The organism is Sphingobacterium sp. JB170, assembly GCF_900163865.1.
GTDB lineage: Bacteria > Bacteroidota > Bacteroidia > Sphingobacteriales > Sphingobacteriaceae > Sphingobacterium.
Genome location: NZ_FUKU01000027.1, coordinates 206286 through 223355 on the forward strand (window position 1 = coordinate 206286; position 17070 = coordinate 223355).

The 17070-nt window shown below is 41.7% G+C and carries 17 protein-coding genes; 9 read left to right on the plus strand and 8 right to left on the minus strand.

What is annotated here, in order from left to right:
• Positions 1–201: 201 nt before the first annotated feature.
• The gene (locus FM107_RS08845) at positions 202–2580 is read right to left on the minus strand and encodes an endonuclease MutS2 (protein WP_086948142.1); all 2379 of its coding nucleotides are present in this window, start codon (positions 2578–2580) and stop codon (positions 202–204) included.
• A gap of 8 nt (positions 2581–2588) precedes the next feature.
• A complete protein-coding gene (locus tag FM107_RS08850) occupies positions 2589–3245 on the minus strand; it encodes a DUF4296 domain-containing protein (protein ID WP_179204445.1) in 657 nt (218 codons plus the stop codon).
• 80 nt (positions 3246–3325) lie between these two features.
• Between FM107_RS08850 and FM107_RS08855 the strand changes: the two genes are divergently transcribed.
• The 6 genes from FM107_RS08855 to FM107_RS08880 all read left to right on the plus strand — a co-directional run bounded on the left by FM107_RS08855 (position 3326) and on the right by FM107_RS08880 (position 8899).
• Positions 3326–4027 carry a YggS family pyridoxal phosphate-dependent enzyme gene (locus tag FM107_RS08855; protein WP_086948187.1) on the plus strand — a complete coding sequence of 234 codons (702 nt, stop codon included), beginning with the start codon at positions 3326–3328 and terminating at the stop codon, positions 4025–4027.
• Positions 4014–4466, plus strand: a complete 453-nt coding sequence (locus FM107_RS08860; RefSeq protein ID WP_086948144.1) for a GNAT family N-acetyltransferase — start codon at positions 4014–4016, stop codon at positions 4464–4466. The genes FM107_RS08855 and FM107_RS08860 overlap by 14 nt, the downstream gene beginning before the upstream one ends.
• A complete protein-coding gene (locus tag FM107_RS08865) occupies positions 4466–5296 on the plus strand; it encodes an RsiV family protein (RefSeq protein WP_086948145.1) in 831 nt (276 codons plus the stop codon). The genes FM107_RS08860 and FM107_RS08865 overlap by 1 nt, the downstream gene beginning before the upstream one ends.
• 17 nt (positions 5297–5313) lie before the next feature.
• Positions 5314–6576 carry an aspartate kinase gene (locus FM107_RS08870; RefSeq protein ID WP_086948146.1) on the plus strand — a complete coding sequence of 421 codons (1263 nt, stop codon included), beginning with the start codon at positions 5314–5316 and terminating at the stop codon, positions 6574–6576.
• Positions 6577–6611: 35 nt separating this feature from the next.
• On the plus strand, positions 6612–7805 hold the full coding sequence (locus tag FM107_RS08875; RefSeq protein ID WP_256959438.1) for a hypothetical protein: 1194 nt from the start codon (positions 6612–6614) through the stop codon (positions 7803–7805).
• Positions 7806–7906: 101 nt separating this feature from the next.
• A complete protein-coding gene (locus FM107_RS08880; protein ID WP_086948147.1) occupies positions 7907–8899 on the plus strand; it encodes an LLM class flavin-dependent oxidoreductase in 993 nt (330 codons plus the stop codon).
• Between the two features lie 94 nt (positions 8900–8993).
• Here the strand turns inward: FM107_RS08880 and FM107_RS08885 are convergent, their stop codons facing one another.
• From FM107_RS08885 to FM107_RS08895, 3 genes are all read right to left on the minus strand, one after another.
• Positions 8994–10064, minus strand: coding sequence for an acyl-CoA dehydrogenase family protein (locus FM107_RS08885; protein ID WP_086948148.1), 1071 nt, complete (start codon positions 10062–10064; stop codon positions 8994–8996).
• A gap of 5 nt (positions 10065–10069) precedes the next feature.
• Complete coding sequence (gene pnuC, locus FM107_RS08890) at positions 10070–10681, minus strand: nicotinamide riboside transporter PnuC (protein WP_086948149.1); 612 nt, start codon at positions 10679–10681, stop codon at positions 10070–10072.
• A 182-nt stretch (positions 10682–10863) separates the two neighbouring features.
• On the minus strand, positions 10864–12357 hold the full coding sequence (locus tag FM107_RS08895) for a malate:quinone oxidoreductase (protein ID WP_086948150.1): 1494 nt from the start codon (positions 12355–12357) through the stop codon (positions 10864–10866).
• A 236-nt stretch (positions 12358–12593) separates the two neighbouring features.
• Between FM107_RS08895 and fabG the strand changes: the two genes are divergently transcribed.
• Positions 12594–13337, plus strand: coding sequence for a 3-oxoacyl-[acyl-carrier-protein] reductase (gene fabG, locus FM107_RS08900; protein ID WP_086948151.1), 744 nt, complete (start codon positions 12594–12596; stop codon positions 13335–13337).
• A gap of 109 nt (positions 13338–13446) precedes the next feature.
• Positions 13447–14421, plus strand: a complete 975-nt coding sequence (locus FM107_RS08905; protein WP_086948188.1) for an acyl transferase — start codon at positions 13447–13449, stop codon at positions 14419–14421.
• Between the two features lie 2 nt (positions 14422–14423).
• On the opposite strand, the gene FM107_RS08910 is transcribed toward FM107_RS08905, so the two are convergent.
• Positions 14424–15293: a neutral zinc metallopeptidase gene (locus FM107_RS08910; protein WP_086948152.1), complete on the minus strand. Its 870-nt coding sequence runs from the start codon at positions 15291–15293 to the stop codon at positions 14424–14426.
• 109 nt (positions 15294–15402) lie between these two features.
• Here FM107_RS08910 and FM107_RS08915 point away from each other — a divergent pair, with 109 nt between their 5' ends.
• Entirely contained in the window at positions 15403–15981 is a 579-nt protein-coding gene (locus tag FM107_RS08915; protein ID WP_086948153.1) for an alkylphosphonate utilization protein, read from the plus strand.
• A 59-nt stretch (positions 15982–16040) separates the two neighbouring features.
• On the opposite strand, the gene FM107_RS08920 is transcribed toward FM107_RS08915, so the two are convergent.
• Both FM107_RS08920 and FM107_RS08925 read right to left on the minus strand, forming a co-directional pair.
• Positions 16041–16412: a hypothetical protein gene (locus FM107_RS08920; RefSeq protein ID WP_086948154.1), complete on the minus strand. Its 372-nt coding sequence runs from the start codon at positions 16410–16412 to the stop codon at positions 16041–16043.
• A complete protein-coding gene (locus tag FM107_RS08925) occupies positions 16399–17031 on the minus strand; it encodes a hypothetical protein (RefSeq protein WP_086948155.1) in 633 nt (210 codons plus the stop codon). Before FM107_RS08925 ends, FM107_RS08920 begins: the two co-directional genes overlap by 14 nt.
• Positions 17032–17070: the final 39 nt, after the last annotated feature.

Here is a 17070-nt window from a genome sequence, read left to right on the forward strand (position 1 = left end):
CCAAAAAGAAATGGTAAGCTTTTATTTAATGACACAATCGGAAAGCAATAATTTTATCGTCCATGAGTCACGGGGGTGGATTTTCATGAATAATATCGTAGCTGCGCCCCTCCTCCCAATAGTCGTTGGCAGCCTCGTCGTACAAGCCAGCGGCATATTGTTGTTATAAAGGAGCGACTAAAAACGAAAAACCGTCCAGCTCTATCCGATGTGCGCGTACGTCACACCATCACCACCGCGATCAACATGCTCATCCTCGATGCGCGAGACATGGTTGTACTTACGTAAATATTCTCGAATAAATTTCCGCAAAATGCCATCACCCTTACCATGAAGGATTTTTAATGAGGGATATCCTATCATCACTGTTCGATCAAGAACAGTTTCGAGTCTACGTAGCGCATCATCGGTGCGCATACCTCGTAGATCCACTTCGGGACTAAAGTCAGCCGCCGAACCTGCACCGAAGGTACTGTGCTTCTTCACTGTCTTCGCCTTTTCTTTTCCCTTAAGTTTGATCACCTTATTCTTCTTCACCACTGTACGAAGATCGCCTAATGCTAAAATTAGATTATTTCCTTTAGACACCTCCATCACTTGGCCTTCGGTTTCTGTATCGATCATACGCACCCAGTCACCTACTTCAATCACCTCGTCCAAGTCGGACACCACCGGATTCAATTTTGTGCCTTGCTGCGGCTCGGAATGTTTATCAATTGCCAAATGCAGATTCTTACGAATTGCTTTGGTTTGTTCTTTATCTGCTTGCACGGACTTGATGTCCGCAATTGTATTCTCCACCAATCGATTCGCGTCTTTTAAGATTTGTTTGGCTTCTTCTCTGGCTTGCCGGATGATCTGAGACTTATTGTCTTGCAGACTACCATTCAACCCTTCATATTCTTTCTTCAATGCTTCCAGCTCGGCTTCACGCTTATTAATTGCTACTTTCGTATCGTACACATATCGCTTGTCGCGCTCCAGATCGATCAGCAGCGTATCTACTTTCTTTTGCTGGGTGCCAATTTTCTGTCTCGCAGCCTCTAAAACATTCTTTGCTAAACCAATTTTTTGCGCGATTTCGAAAGCGTACGAACTCCCGGGTTTTCCAACTTGAAGAATATATAATGGACGCATTGCCACATTATCAAACAGCATTGAGGCATTCTCTATCCCCGGGGTATTACTAGCGAAGACTTTCAAGTTTGAATAATGTGTTGTTATTACGCCACGGACATCTTTATCGTGTAGAACTTCCAGTACCGCTTCAGCAATTGGTCCTCCAAATAGCGGGTCCGTTCCCGTCCCAAACTCATCGATCAGCAAAAGCGTTCTCGCGTTCGCAAACTCGGTAAAATGTTTCATCTTGGACAAATGCGCGCTGTAGGTACTTAGGTCGCTTTCTATTGATTGGTCATCCCCAATATCGGCGAATATTTGTTTAAATACCCCTACCTTAGTGGTTGGTTCCGAAGGAATTAAGAGGCCTGATTGCGTCATAATTTGCAACAAACCGACGGTCTTCATGCATACGGATTTACCGCCCGCGTTTGGGCCAGATACTAAAATCACGCGATCTTGATTATCAATCTTGATATTTAATGGAACTACAGTCTGGTCACCTTCTTTTTTTGCGTTAATATGCAACAGCGGATGGCGCGCATTCACTAAATTGATTTCCGCCTCTTTGGATAATTCGGGCATTTCTGCTTGGATATCTATCGCAAAAAGTGCTTTTGCACGCACAAAATCTAACTTACTCAATAAACCGTGATAAGCTAGTAGTAGCGGAACATGCGGTCGCAGTTCGGAGGTTAAAGTGGTTAGTATACGGATCACCTCGCGGCGGCGCTCAAACTCTAAATCTCTAATTTTATTATTCAACTGAAAGACTTCTTCGGGCTCAATATAAGCAGTTTGTCCCGTTGCAGACTCATCGTGAATGAGCCCTTTCATCTTTCTTTTGTTTTCGGCGAGGATAGGGATACATAATCGTCCGTCGCGAACTGTCAGATTTCCATCAGCCGTCCAGCCGTGGCTTTGCGCAGATTTAAAGACTTGATCAATGCGTTTACGTGCCTCTTGTTCGCTCTTTATGATTTGATGATTTATTTCAAGTAGTAATCTTGAAGCGTTTTCCTTCATTTTGCCCCGATCATCAATTACAGCCTCTATTTGCCTAACAATTCGTGTCTCAATAGGTAGGTGCTCAAAGAGAAGTTCGAGATGCGGATACTGTCCTTCGCGTTCGTTGAAATATCGAATCACAGCGTATACGGTACGCAATGAAAGCAAGATTCGGTAGAATTCGTCCTCTCCTAAAAAAGCCCCCTCGACCTTTACTTTCTCTGCGTAGGGCTTTATTGGATAAAGGTGATCTACGGGTAATGGATCATCGTTAATAAGTATATCTTTAAATTCCTGGGTTTGACGTAGGAAACGATCTATTTGATCGAGTTTTTGTTGAGGTTGAATCTTATCCACCATCATCCTTCCGGATTCACTCAAACATTTTTCTTTAATAAATTCCTTTATTTCGTTGAAACCCAGCTTATCTATCGCGTTCTTAGGAAAAATCATAGTACAAATTAATTATCAGTAGTTGCTTCAGCGGCGTGCTCGGCAGGTTCCTTCTTTTTATCGGGACCGGCCGAAGGATTACGTATCGGGGTAGCACTTACGCTGCCCGATTGAACGTTTTTAGCATTCGGTTTCGAGTTATTTGTCCGTCCGTTATCGGCGCGAACGTTAATGCCTACCCGTGCTATGAACTCCCTATGATACTTGTCAAAGGAGAGTGGTACGGTATCTAATTTCGCCTCGAGTATTAATGAACGCTGCTCGCTGGCGAGCTTCGTATAATATTGTATACGTTGAATACTGTCATTTCGTATAGCTTGTATTGTCGAGTCCGCTCGTCTGAACTCGGCATCTCTTTGGGTCATCGATTGGTTGATAGTCCCATATAATTTTTTCGACAATGTTGGGTTTCCTAAATAATAATCTACATTTTTTTGAAAACCCGCAGAATCAAGTTGATATTTATCAAATATATGACCATAAAGACTATTAATTATTTTACGGCTACTGTCAATAGACAAAGTACTGAGATAACCGTCAACCAAATGCACCTCGGACATCAACTCTACCATGGTTTGTTCCGGCAATATGCCTTCTGGTGTCGATTTCCGACAGGAAGTAATCAAAAAAATCGACGTCAATATAATGAGTAATAAGCGTTGCATTTTGTAAGTTTGTACAAATTTACAAAATGCCATTTGAATAAATGCTTTTTAAGTTTTTGAACAAAGAATTTACGACCATCATGAGTATTGCTACAAATATCGAAGCGCTGCAAACAGACTTTAAACCAATAAATGTAAAATTAGTTGCTGTATCCAAGACCAAGCCGGTTGAAGACATTCAACAAGCTTATGACGCGGGACAGCGTCTGTTTGGTGAAAATATGGTACAGGAACTCATCGAGAAGCAGCAAACACTTCCCAAAGATATTGAGTGGCATCTGATCGGGCATTTACAAACAAATAAAGTGAAGTATATTGCACCTTTTGTAGCCATGATACAAGCGGTGGACTCCTTTAAGCTTCTCAAAGAAATAAACAAGCATGCACTTAAAAACAATAGAACAATTGATTGTCTGTTGCAAATCCATATTGCTGATGAGGACACTAAATTTGGGTTGGATCATGCCGAACTCATCGATTTGTTACGCGAAGATGAATTCAGCGCATTAAAAAACGTAAGAATACGAGGTCTTATGGGTATTGCTACCAATACGGAAAATGAAAAGAATATCAAGGAAGAGTTTTATGAGTTAAAAATGTTGTTCGATGGTGTTAAGGTAAGCTTCTTTCGATCTGAAGATTCGTTCGACACACTTTCCATGGGTATGTCCTCGGACTACCAGCTCGCAATAGGTCAAGGAAGTAACATGGTTCGTTTAGGAAGTACGATCTTTGGAAAACGAGTAACCAAACAATACAAATCAAAAGATGGTAACGATTAGAAAAGCACGCAAAGACGATTGCACGGCAATGATGGACCTTATTCATGAATTAGCCGAATTTGTGAAGGCTCCCCAAGACGTAACCGTTTCTATGGAAGAATTTGAGAATAGTGGCTTTGGTGATCACCCGGTTTGGGGCGCTTGGCTAGCCGAGCGCGATGGTGTCATCCTAGGGATGTCTTTGTACTATATCCGTTATTCAACTTGGAAGGGACGACGGTTATACCTTGAAGATTTAATTGTAACACAATCCGAACGCGGAAATGGGATCGGCGGAAAGCTCTTAACACATACCATAAACTTTGCTAAAGAACAAGGATTTAGTGGAATGATGTGGCAAGTTTTAGATTGGAACGAAGCGGCAATCGGCTTCTACAAGAAATATCAAGCCGAATTTGAAACGCAGTGGCTAAACGTGACTTTAAATTTTGATAAATAATGAAATACAGTCTCAAATATTGTTTTCTTTTTGTTTTTTTATTTAACCTACAATCTTGTAATTCAACAAAAAAACAGGATGCAGAAGCATCCACTGAAAAAATTCCTTCAGAAACCGAGTCATTTAAAGACACCCTGGTATACCATACCGAGCAGTATAAAGAATTTAGTCCTTATTTCTCCAAAAACGATGGTGATTTTGATTCCACAACTTATACGGCTGTCTATCCTGTTTTTTCTTCGGAGATCGATAGCTTATTTAAACCGGCAATTTTCGTGGATGGAGAAAGCACTGCTGCACAAGTTGCTGCTAGTTTCCTCGGTGGGTTTAATGAGTATGCCGAAGACAGTATGGATGCGGGAAACAACTCTTTTCATACTTGGTTTATGGATCAGCAGTGTCACGTGATCATGAATATACCTGGCTTTGTAACCTTAAAAAACAACATATCAACTTACTCGGGAGGTGCTCACGGAATTGAGCTCAACCTTTGGTTTAACTACGAACTGGCCGAAAGAAAACTTTTAGCGATAACTGATATCGTCAACGACACCACGCGATTAAAAGAAATTGTAGAAATACATTTTAGGAAACACGAGAAGCTAAGTGATAATGAAACCTATGAGCAGAAATACTTCTTCGATAATGGGCAATTTGTTTTAGCGGATAACTTTGGATTAACGACTAAAGGATTGGTCTTCCACTATAACCCCTATGAAATTAAGTCATATGCGGAGGGCCCGACTACTATAACAGTTCCCTATGCAGAAATAAGCGGTATTTTAACGCCGACTGGAAACACTGTGTTAAAAAATATCGCCCAAAAATAATCGTATCAGAAAGTTAAATGCAAGTATTTAAATTTGGAGGAGCATCCGTAAAAAATGCTGACAGTATAAAAAATGTTGCGTCAATTATCGCTCGCTACAAAAAAGATGAATTGTTAGTTGTCGTGTCTGCCATTGGAAAGACCACAGACAAACTTGAAAAATTAACTAAGGAATACTTCCGCGGCGCGGCCGATACGTTTGAACTGTTGGAAGAGATAAAGCAAAATCATCAGGTGATTTTAACCGAGTTATTTCCAGATCGACTTCACCCGGTGTATAACGATATTGCAAACAGTTTCGTTGAAATTGAATGGATTCTCGAGGAACCACCCGTAGATCCCTACCCTTATTTGTTTGATCAGATTGTTTCCATCGGTGAAGTTCTCTCATCAAAAATACTCGCAGCATATACTAGCGAGACCGGAATCGAAACAAATTGGGTTGACGCTCGCGATTATATATTCACGGATAACAATTACGGTGAGGCGAAAGTAAATTGGCAAAAAACAGAATCTAAAATTAGCAACGACTTACCGCGTATTCTGGATAAGTTTGTCATTATCACACAAGGATTTATCGGATCCACCTCTGAAAATTTTACCACGACACTGGGCAGAGAAGGTTCTGATTACTCGGCGGCAATTTTTGCATCCTGTTTACAGGTGGACGATCTTACAATTTGGAAAGATGTACCCGGCGTGCTAAATGCGGACCCAAAATGGTTCGATCGTACCGAGCTCATTCCAGAACTTTCCTACACGGATGCTATTGAATTGACATACTATGGTGCAACGGTGATTCACCCAAAAACAATTAAACCCCTGCAGAACAAAAAAATAGCACTAAACGTACGTTCATTTATTAACCCTGCAGAAACTGGAACCATCATACGCACCACAAATTCAGGTCTGGCCATTCCTTCGTTTATATTTAAAGTAGATCAGGTACTTATTAATATTCAGCCGCGAGATTTTTCCTTTATCGTTGAAGATAATTTAAGCCACATCTTTAATGCTTTCCACAGTCATCGTATAAAAATTAACATGATGCACAACAGTGCGATATGCTTTTCAGTAAGCGTTGACGACACAGGAGAAAATATCGAGGAGTTGCTCGAGGAATTGGAGAAACGCTACACCGTAAACCTTGAGCGAGATTTAGAGCTAATCACCATTCGATACTTTAATCAGCAAACCATCGATCGTGTATTGGTCAATAAATCAATCATTAGGGAGCTTAAAGATAGCTATACCTGTCAGTTGCTTGTTAAAAACATATAGCGCTTTGGCATGTTACTGCATTAAACTAAATCGCCATGCTGAACAGGAAGATATTAGCTGCTGAGGTTCAACGTTACCTAACTTTGCACCTAGGTGAGAACCCCGCGAATGTAGCCTTAAAAAAAAGTCCTTTTGCCGGTATCAGCTCCAGCGAACTTGCCCAGCAAATTGACGGCCGGCAGCGTGCGTTAAAAAAGATTCCCGAATGGCTGCGCCATTCGGGAATATACTTTCCCCCCAAGTTAAATCTAGAACAGTCCTCTTCCACGCTTACGGGAAAATATAAGTCAAAACTAATTTCTCCCGGATGCTCGCTCATTGATCTAACCGGGGGATTTGGTGTCGATAGCTTTTACTTCGCCGCCGTGGCCGCCTCTGTAATACATTGCGAGGTCAATACCGCGCTATCGGAAATCGTCGAACACAACTTTAAAACACTTGCGCTGAAGAACATCGTTTGTTTAGCTCAGGATGGCATAGCCTCACTACGCCATGCAACCGGCACTTTTGATTATATCTACCTGGACCCCTCCAGACGTGTGGAAAGCAGGAAAGTATTTCGTCTTCAGGATTGCCTGCCGAATGTGTGTGACCACCAATCCTTATTTTTTAAAAAATCAGATACGATTATTACAAAACTTGCTCCCCTACTTGACATATCCCTTACCTTGGAATCCCTGCAACATGTCGCTTCTGTATATGTTCTTTCGGTGGAAAATGATTGCAAAGAACTGCTCATCGTGCAACAAAAGGGTTTCACTCAGGAGCCCACAATACACGCGGTTTTATTGGGCAAAGGAGAAACACGCGAATTCACATTTAAAAGTAGTGTCGAGAAAAACTTGACGCTTGACTATAGCGCACCGCAGAGCTACCTTTACGATCCGGATGTCGCAATCACAAAGTCCGGCGCTTTTAAAAGTGTTGCCGTAAAATTTAATGTCAGCAAACTTGAAGCGTCAACACATCTGTATACCAGTTCGGTATTACAATCAGATTTTCCGGGGCGCAAATTTAAAATCCTAGAAACGCTTCATCTTAAAGAGTTAAAAAAGATGCGCGATATTACTCAAGCTAATGTGGTAGCAAAGAATTTTCCTTTAAAAGTCGAGGCAATCCGCAAAAAGTATAAAATAAAAGATGGCGGTCCCCAATATCTGTATTTTTGTACGCTAGCCAGTGGCAATATGGTGGTCGTGCGTTGTGAGCGATTGCCAGAGGAAAGCTAGTACCGTAATCCCCTTCTCTCAACGTGTTCATAGCATAGCAGATAGATTGCTTGACAATGGCATTACATTCAATTGAAATCCGATTCGTAATTTTATGACCTATGAGAAAGATCAAATTATCCGCTTTAGAATTGGCGACCGTCTGTAAAGGAAGTACCGCCAAAGACGCGATAGACCGCAGTGTTGAAGGGGCTAAATATATAGAGGATTTAGGGTATGAACGTATCTGGTTCGCGGAACATCATAATATGGAACATATTGCAAGCTCGGCTACCGCCGTCTTAATCGGCCACGTGGCTTCCCATACAAAGTCCATTCGCATTGGCTCGGGAGGAATAATGCTACCCAATCATTCGCCCTTAGTCATTGCCGAACAGTTCGGTACATTGGAAACCATCTATCCAGGAAGAATTGAACTCGGGTTAGGTAGAGCGCCAGGGACCGATCAGACAACCGCCATGGCACTTCGGAGAAACAATTTAAACACGGCATTTTACTTTAAAGATGATGTTCAGGCTCTTCAGCAATATTTCCGAAACGATGACCCCTCTGAAAAAGTTCGTGCATTCCCGGGCGAAGGTTTAGACATCCCGATCTATATTCTTGGGTCAAGCACCGACTCCGCACATTTGGCCGCACAGCTGGGTCTTCCTTATGCCTTCGCGGCACACTTCGCTCCTGCGATGTTCGCTCAAGCATCCGAAATATATAGGAATGAATTTAAACCCTCCGAAACTTTAAAAGAACCGTATTTCATCGCCTGCGCGAATGTTATCGCAGCCTCGTCTACCGAGGAAGCTAAATTTTTGTCTTCCAGCTTATTTAATATGTTTGCCGGGATTATCACCAATCATCGTCGTCCATTAGGTCCACCAACCGAAGAGCTGATTTATCACGGAATACCTGAAATTGAAAAAGCAGTATACAGTATGACCTCTTGCACGTTTGCCGGAGATAAAACCACGCTAAAACAAGAACTGTCGGAGTTTACCGATCGCTACCAGATTGATGAAATAATGACAACAAACTATATCTTTGATAATCAGAAGCGATTAGCATCTTTTAAATTATTAAAAGAAGCCCTGTTCGACTAAGCTCGGAGAATGGCGGGGCAATTTGTCCGCTTTTCAAAACGCATTCAAACAAGCAAATAAATCCGTGGTTTCTCTGCGATACCCTGATTAAGTTCTAACTCGGTTTACGATTTAACAACGCATGCTGGGATGCCGTGAAAAGGTGACGGAAGACAATATTAATTTCATTATGCCGCTGGGCGCCAGCAATCCCCGTAAATGGAAATAACGCACTGACCGACGTTCGGATATGCTGGACACATTGTTCGGTTACTTCAGATATCTGAGATTCGATATCGTCACTTGGCCTTCCTTTGCCCCAACTACCCCGCATTAACCCGTATAGACGATCCGAGAATGATTGAATTATCGTCCGAGAGGCGTCAATCTGTTTAAATAAGAATTTACCCATCACTGAATCCCAGGCTTGGGTATTTACTTTAACGAGTAATTGCTTTTCAAATAGGTCCAGAAATCGTCGAGCCATACCGATATAATTTACCCCCAAAGTGCACTCAGCGAAAGACAAGAACGAGTAATCAAAAAGAGGCTCTTCACTCCTACGCTTCTCGTATTGCAAATCAAAACATTGCGCGTTGGAAACTTTTAAATTCATCGTCGAAAAGCTATGACTGGCAGTACATTCCAAGCCAAACGTATCCCAATCATCATGAACCAATACGTCGTCTTTGAGGACATAAAATGAATGCACCAAGGGCTGTCCCCGTGAATCCAGTATTTGCTTCCCCTTTTCAAGTACTGTAGCATTTAATGTAAAATGTGTTAAGTGCGGCGCGCCAGTCGCGTACTTCCAGTTCCCATTCAATATATAACCACCGTTAACCTTTTCTGCCGTCCCGGAGGCCATTCCGCTCCCTCCCCAGCATACATTCCGCTGAGAAAATATTGTTTGGGCAAGTTTAGGCTCAATAAATCCAGCAAACATATTGGCACCAGAACATAAAGTTACCGTCCACCCTATCCCCCCATCGATATACGCGATCTCCTCGAGCATTCGACAACCTTTAGATAGCTCGAAATTCAATCCACCATACCGCTTAGGCACCCAAAGGTTAAACCAATTTTGATCATAAATAATTTCTAGTAGGTCTGCCGTTAGGCGTTTTTCAGCAATAGTATCTGCAATATGCTCTTGGATTGACCTTTGTAGTTCGACACTCAACATAATAATTAACTAAATACAGTAGAAGATTTAATAGATTTCCATTTTAGATACCCAAAGATGGCGACAATAAACAGCACAATTGTTAGGCAAGCAAATAGGTACAAATTTTTATGAAATAATAGTGGGATAGCGATAATGTTACTAATATTTAGCAATATCCAATTTTCTATCTTGCGCTTCGCTAATAACCACATGCCGGCCCAAGCTGTACTTGAGACGATAGCGTCCAAGAATGGTACGTCAGAATCTGTAAAATTCACTAATGAAGAATATAAAAAGATATATCCCCCCAATACGATGGCAATGACGATGCCCCACTCTCGCTTCGTACAATTAGTGATCGGTGTTTCTTGGTAACTCTTGAATTTCCAGTACCAAATACCGTAGATGCTCATTGCTAAATAATACAGGTTAAGCAAAATCTCCGCGTACAAGCGCGCGTCAAAATAGACGGAAATTGTTAATAGGATAGATATAATTCCGAAATAATAATTGGATAGTTTGTTCGCCTTCGATAAAAACACCTGTATGACGCCGAAAGCTACAGCCGATAACTCAAGCCACGAGGTATCGTGAAATGCGCTCAAAATGTTATCTAAAAAATCAAAAAAAAACATGGTGCATATAAATAAAAATATACACTTATGGAGATCATTCGCTCGAAAAAGAAAATTTCCCTACGCCAGCATTACCTGGATCAGGTTTCTCCTATCATTCGATAAGATTGGGTCTGTTCTCAGCCGCATTCTCTTCAGGAATTATCCTGTTGAGTGAGCACCCCATAAGTATGAATCTAAAACTAAATCAACTTAAGCGCTTGATGTGAACGTTGACGAACCTCTGTACATAAAGTCTCATCGTCATTCAATTCTCTTCCCCATGTTGGAATCATCTCGCGTAACTTTAATCTATATTCCTCCGATTTCGCACGTTCAGGGAAACATCTTTTCAACAGATTTATCATAATAGGCACGGACGTTGAAGCCCCCGGCGAGGCACCTAGCAAGGCTGCGATACTCCCATCGGCACTTGACACCACCTCCGTTCCGAATTCAAGAATACCACCGTGCTGCGGATCTTTCTTGATTACTTGGACGCGTTGTCCAGCAGCTTCGATTTCCCAATCTTCCAATTTAGCCGTCGGCATAAACTGCTTCAAGGCATCTAACTTATCAGATGGGCTTTTCATCACCTCAGTAATTAGATACTTCGTCAAATCCAGGTTGTCCAAACCAGCTGAAATCAGCGGACGAATATTTGACAATTTAATCGATGCTGGCAAATCGAAATAAGAACCTTTCTTTAGGAACTTCGTTGAAAAACCTGCATATGGCCCGAACAATAATGACTGTTTACCATCGATGTACCGTGTATCCAAATGCGGAACAGACATTGGAGGTGCACCAACGGATGCCTTTCCGTATACTTTGGCATGATGCTGTTTAATTATTTCTTCATTGGTACAACGTAGCCACTGCCCGCCAACCGGAAAACCGCCATATCCTTTTGCTTCAGGTATACCGGATTTCTCTAACAGCAGTAAGGAATGTCCGCCGGCACCGATAAAAACAAATTTTGCTTTAATCCCGCGTTTCGCACCTGTTTCACTATCTTTCACTTCGACTTCCCACAGGCCATCATCGTCACGTTCGATGTCACGAACTTCTTGATTCAGGGAAAGCTTAATATTATCTTTTGTTTGTAGATGTTTAATCAGGTCCCGCGTGAGGGTCCCGAAATTCACATCAGTACCAATATCCATTCGAGTAGCAGCAACCATATCATCCGTTGGGCGATTGTCCATCATTAATGGAAACCACTCTTTCAATACTGCTTTATCTTGGGTGAATTCCATGTCTTTAAAGAGATTCTCCTTAACCATCGTCTGGTGCCTGGTTTTTAGAAAAGCTACGTCCTTCTCACCGAACACAGCGCTCATGTGCGGTACTTGACGGATAAATTCGGTAGGGTTTTTGAGAATATTCTTTTGGACTAAATAGCTCCAAAACTGTTTTGAAACCTCAAATTGCTCTGCAATATTAATCGCCTTGGTAATTTTAACGCTTCCATCAGCCTGCTCGGGCGTGTAATTCAATTCACACAGCGCAGAATGTCCTGTTCCCGCGTTATTCCACGCGTCTGAACTCTCCGCTGCCACTACATCCAGGCGTTCGATGATCTCTATATTAATCTCAGGATTGAGTTCATTGATTAAAGTCCCCAATGTTGCACTCATGATACCTGCGCCGATCAAGACAACATCGACTTCAGATTTTTTAGTTTTTTTACCCATGATATTTTGATTGGTACAAAATTAACATTCAAAACGGTTTTAACCGAATCAAATTGTCAAATTTCTTTCATTATGATATGATTTTATCCATTTCTCACTCTTTGTGCGGGTTTAATTAGACGGGAAACATCCTGCAACAAATCATCATCTAGCTACAAATAAAATATAAATTGTGTTTTTAGGCTAATTATTAACATTTTTGTAAATTATTTGGAAAAAGGAAAACGCATAAATTAATGAAATTATTAGCAGGTAAGACCGCTCTTGTTACGGGAGCTTCGAAGGGGATCGGGCGTAAAATTGCCGAAGTTTTTGCCCAACAAGGAGCTAACGTAGCATTCACCTATTTATCGTCTGTAGAAAAAGGACAGGCTCTCGAACAAGAATTAACGGCTTTTGGCACGAAAATAAAAGGGTATCGCTCCGATGCTTCGCAATTTACTGAAGCTGAAAAGCTTATTGAAGATATTATTTCAGAATTCGGAACCATCGATGTCGTTGTTAATAATGCAGGTATCACTAAAGACGGTCTACTGATGCGAATGACGGAAGAAAATTGGGATGATGTATTAAATGTTAACTTAAAATCTATTTTCAACGTCACTAAAGCAGCATCGAAATACATGATGAAGAACCGCAAGGGATCATTCATCAATATGAGCTCAGTCGTGGGAATCCAAGGGAATGCTGGGCAAGCCAACTATGCGGCATCCAAAGCAGGAATTATCGGTTTTTCCAAATCCGTGGCACGAGAACTAGGCTCGCGAAATATTCGGACCAACGTTGTAGCCCCCGGCTTTATCCGTACAGAAATGACGGATGTTTTAGACCCAAAAGTCGTTGCCGGCTGGGAAGCAAACATACCGATGAAGCGTGCTGGTCAGCCCGAAGATATTGCGAATGCTTGTGTGTTTTTAGCATCTGATTTGTCTTCGTATATTAACGGCCAAGTCCTTCCGGTGGACGGAGGCATGCTTTAATACGGAGGCAATCGACGAAAAACATTTTTGATCCGCTATTGAATAGATGATTCATGACATCCGTGACTCATCTGTTCAATTCACAAACTATTCCTTAGATATTGCAAATATGCTGGAACAAGTATTCTCGATAGAAAGTCAAGCTGATTTTGAAAGAACGTGTTTGGATGTTTTTCGTCACCAATATGCCCATAACAACATTTATCGTCAATACGCCGACTATGTAAAAAAGGGGGTAGAAGCTGTACATACAATAAACGAAATTCCGTTTCTCCCTATCGAATTTTTTAAAACGCAAACCGTATATAGCTCGTCTAAAGATCCAAAGATAACCTTTCACAGTTCAGGAACTACGGGCAGCCTAACAAGTAAACATTTAGTAGCTGACTTAAATTGGTATGAGGAAAGTTTCAAGAAATGTTTTAGCACCTTTTATGGCGATGCGCAAGATATTGCAATTTTAGCGTTACTCCCATCCTATTTAGAAAGATCAGGGTCCTCACTAATTTACATGGTGGACGACTTGATCCATCAAAGTAACCAATCGGAATCGGGTTACTTCCTTTATAACCACCAGGATCTTTATCAAACACTATTAGCGCTGCACGAAAAAGGAACGAAAACAATCTTGATGGGCGTAACATATGCGCTACTTGATTTCTGTGAGAACTACACCCTAAATTTCCCAGAATTGATCGTCATGGAGACAGGCGGAATGAAGGGAAAAAGAAAAGAAATGATTCGGCCCGAGCTCCATCAAATTTTATGTACGGGATTTGGCGTGTCGCAGATACATTCCGAATATGGCATGACCGAGCTGCTGTCACAAGGTTATTCCACCGGACAGGGGGTGTTCAGAACACCCCAGTGGATGAAAATAAGAATCCGCGATACGAATGACCCATTCACCTATCTAGCGGACGGAAAAACTGGCGCAATAAACGTAATTGACCTAGCAAACTACAATTCGTGTGCTTTTATCGCGACTCAAGATTTAGGAAAGCATCGTCCAGATGACAGTTTCGAAATTTTAGGGCGTTTTGATAATAGTGATATTCGCGGCTGCAACCTATTGGTACAATAAATCTACTTCAGGCTTGGATCTCCAAACGTGTTTCCGGCATTTATATCGCCCGTTTCATACCCTTTCTTAAACCAAGCTGCTCGCTGCTCCGATGTACCATGACTGAAGGTCTCTGGATTCGATTGACCGTACGCTTGCTCTTGCAGGTGATCGTCCCCAACCGCGGCAGCCGCACGCATTCCGTCTAAAACATCTTCATAGGTCAGTTCAATGTCCGTAACTTCGTTCACATGATGCGCCCACACCCCTGCGTAGAAATCTGCCTGCAACTCAGTCATCACCGATATTTTATTGTACTCAATTTCGCTCATCTTTGCGCGCATTGCGTTGGTCTTTTCCAGTACACCAACGATATTCTGGATATGGTGTCCTACTTCGTGCGCGATTACATATGCCAAAGCAAACTCACCGGTGGCACCATGTTTTTGCGTCAGTTCTTGATTGAAGCTCAAATCCAAATAGATCGTTTGGTCGCCGGGGCAATAAAAAGGTCCGAAACTAGAATGACCCGTTCCACAACCACCTGTTTCCTCTGTTCCGGTATATACCGTTAATTTTGTCGCTGGATATTGCTGTCCTTGCGCTTGAAACACCGCTCCCCAGACATCTTCGGTACTCGCTAACACTACGTCGGCAAATTCAAGAAGCCGATCCTCTTCAGGTGTCGACTCATAAGTCCCCGTTTGCGTGGGTGCACCACCTGCTTGGCCCTGTTGCATTTGATTTAGCAATTCCGAAGGGTCCCCACCTAACAAAAATCCAACGATCAGTACGATTACCCCGCCAACCCCACCTAGAGTCAACTTTTGTCCTCCACTCATACCTCGTCTATCTTGCAGATTTCCGCTTCTGCGTCCGCCTTGCCATTTCATAGCTTTTAGTTTTTATTAATCAATAATACTAATTTTTAACAGCATATTACATAACTTTGACAAATATTTGGTAAATATAAGTTGTAACTTCGCCTCAAAATTTAAGTAGATGTCTATAGAACAAGAATTAGTTAAACGTAGCGGCAATTCCTGCGAGCTATGTACTTCTCCCGACGATCTGTCGGTCTATGCGGTACCACCTTCTGACCTAGATTCCGTGGACAATGCCGTTTTAGCATGTCAAACATGTCTGGATCAAATTGAAAAAAAAGAACAATTAAATGTTGATCACTGGCGCGGCTTGAGTGAGACTATGTGGTCCGAGTATCCATCGGTACAGGTTGTTGCATGGCGTATGTTAAGTCGGCTTCGGAACGAAAGTTGGGCCGCAGACAGTCTTGATATTCTTTACCTCGACGAGAATAACCTAGCGTGGGCAAAGAAAACGGGTGACCACGAACAAGACAGCACGGTCAATTTTCACTACGATAGCAACGGAACGCGTCTTTATGAAGGTGACACTGTGGTACTCGTAAAAACGCTCGAGATAAAAGGTTCATCCCTTTCGGCAAAACTAGGAACTGTAGTCAAGAACATACGTTTGGTTCAAGATAACAATGAGCAAATTGAAGGAAAGATCGAAGGCCAGACGATCGTAATCCTCACCAAATTTTTGAGACGAGGCTAACCAATATGGTTAGCTTTTTCATCGCTAAACCGCTACTTAAATTATTGGCTGATAAATCGCTAATTATCAATGATCCATTGAAAGAAAACACCTTGGGCTGTCATTATTTCATTCTGGTATTCATACTTAAAATCAATATAATCATCAATTGCAGCCACCGTATCTGAACAGCAAAATTGCCGACTAATCATAAAGTGCAAACGAAAAATCCCGGCATATCGTTCATCATCGTATTCAAATTTCGTCACACGCATATTGACAACCGCTGGACCACCTTCGCGATCAGAAAGTGCATCAATAATATTTGATTTTATACAATCTAGCTGTGCGTGCCCTATTAAATCTAATAATCTGCTGGGGGTATTCTGCATATTTTCAAACACAAATTGGGGCATAACAATTTTTATTTCTATCGGATTACCTGTACTCATATGCTAATGTTTTTTGTATCGCTTTTGCAGATGTGAAATATTTGATTTCATAAGATTGCTTTTGCGATTCATCGATTCCAAAGTACAAAGTTAATGCATCAAAAACGCAATATTCAATATACATAAGTTCAAATCTATGCAAACGCTTATCAAAAGAGATACGGCTCGCTTTTTTATCGATTATAAAGGGATGGCGATCTTGTTTGCGAAATCCAATCTGCGGAACTAATTTATCAAGCCGATCTTCCCATGTACTCACATAGAACAGGAGGAGCTGATCAAGTAGCTGCTGTTTCAAATGCATTTTAAAATTATTTGAAATGACACTTCTGTTTGTAAAGCAGAATATCATATTACCGGATAAATAAGATTTCCCAGTTCCTTTTCGTAATATTACCGGCCATACCCTGCCGAAAATATCCAATTCTGCATAATACTTCTGGTGAGGCGCGTGCCCCCCTTTTTGTTGGATATTCCGAATTGTCCATCTCACTTCATCATTCGACATCGCACCGGGTACGTAGATAATCTTATTCGAGTTGTCCCATCGACACACCTGCACATCCAATCCACCCGTAATTAGTACCTCAACCTCGTAGCCATCTACATTCCAAATCATCGCGAAAATTACTTATTATTAGACTTTGTTGGAAGATAA

Coding starts and splice junctions, on each gene's coding strand:
- FM107_RS08895 (WP_086948150.1), bottom strand. CDS start 12,357: ATGGGTAAAAAAACTAAAAAATCTGAAGTCGATGTTGTCTTGATCGGC.
- FM107_RS08865 (WP_086948145.1), top strand. CDS start 4,466: ATGAAATACAGTCTCAAATATTGTTTTCTTTTTGTTTTTTTATTTAAC.
- FM107_RS08925 (WP_086948155.1), bottom strand. CDS start 17,031: ATGATTTGGAATGTAGATGGCTACGAGGTTGAGGTACTAATTACGGGT.
- FM107_RS08905 (WP_086948188.1), top strand. CDS start 13,447: ATGCTGGAACAAGTATTCTCGATAGAAAGTCAAGCTGATTTTGAAAGA.
- FM107_RS08875 (WP_256959438.1), top strand. CDS start 6,612: ATGCTGAACAGGAAGATATTAGCTGCTGAGGTTCAACGTTACCTAACT.
- FM107_RS08870 (WP_086948146.1), top strand. CDS start 5,314: ATGCAAGTATTTAAATTTGGAGGAGCATCCGTAAAAAATGCTGACAGT.
- FM107_RS08845 (WP_086948142.1), bottom strand. CDS start 2,580: ATGATTTTTCCTAAGAACGCGATAGATAAGCTGGGTTTCAACGAAATA.
- FM107_RS08855 (WP_086948187.1), top strand. CDS start 3,326: ATGAGTATTGCTACAAATATCGAAGCGCTGCAAACAGACTTTAAACCA.
- FM107_RS08910 (WP_086948152.1), bottom strand. CDS start 15,293: ATGAAATGGCAAGGCGGACGCAGAAGCGGAAATCTGCAAGATAGACGA.
- fabG (WP_086948151.1), top strand. CDS start 12,594: ATGAAATTATTAGCAGGTAAGACCGCTCTTGTTACGGGAGCTTCGAAG.
- FM107_RS08860 (WP_086948144.1), top strand. CDS start 4,014: ATGGTAACGATTAGAAAAGCACGCAAAGACGATTGCACGGCAATGATG.
- pnuC (WP_086948149.1), bottom strand. CDS start 10,681: ATGTTTTTTTTTGATTTTTTAGATAACATTTTGAGCGCATTTCACGAT.
- FM107_RS08850 (WP_179204445.1), bottom strand. CDS start 3,245: ATGCAACGCTTATTACTCATTATATTGACGTCGATTTTTTTGATTACT.
- FM107_RS08915 (WP_086948153.1), top strand. CDS start 15,403: ATGTCTATAGAACAAGAATTAGTTAAACGTAGCGGCAATTCCTGCGAG.
- FM107_RS08880 (WP_086948147.1), top strand. CDS start 7,907: ATGAGAAAGATCAAATTATCCGCTTTAGAATTGGCGACCGTCTGTAAA.
- FM107_RS08885 (WP_086948148.1), bottom strand. CDS start 10,064: ATGTTGAGTGTCGAACTACAAAGGTCAATCCAAGAGCATATTGCAGAT.
- FM107_RS08920 (WP_086948154.1), bottom strand. CDS start 16,412: ATGAGTACAGGTAATCCGATAGAAATAAAAATTGTTATGCCCCAATTT.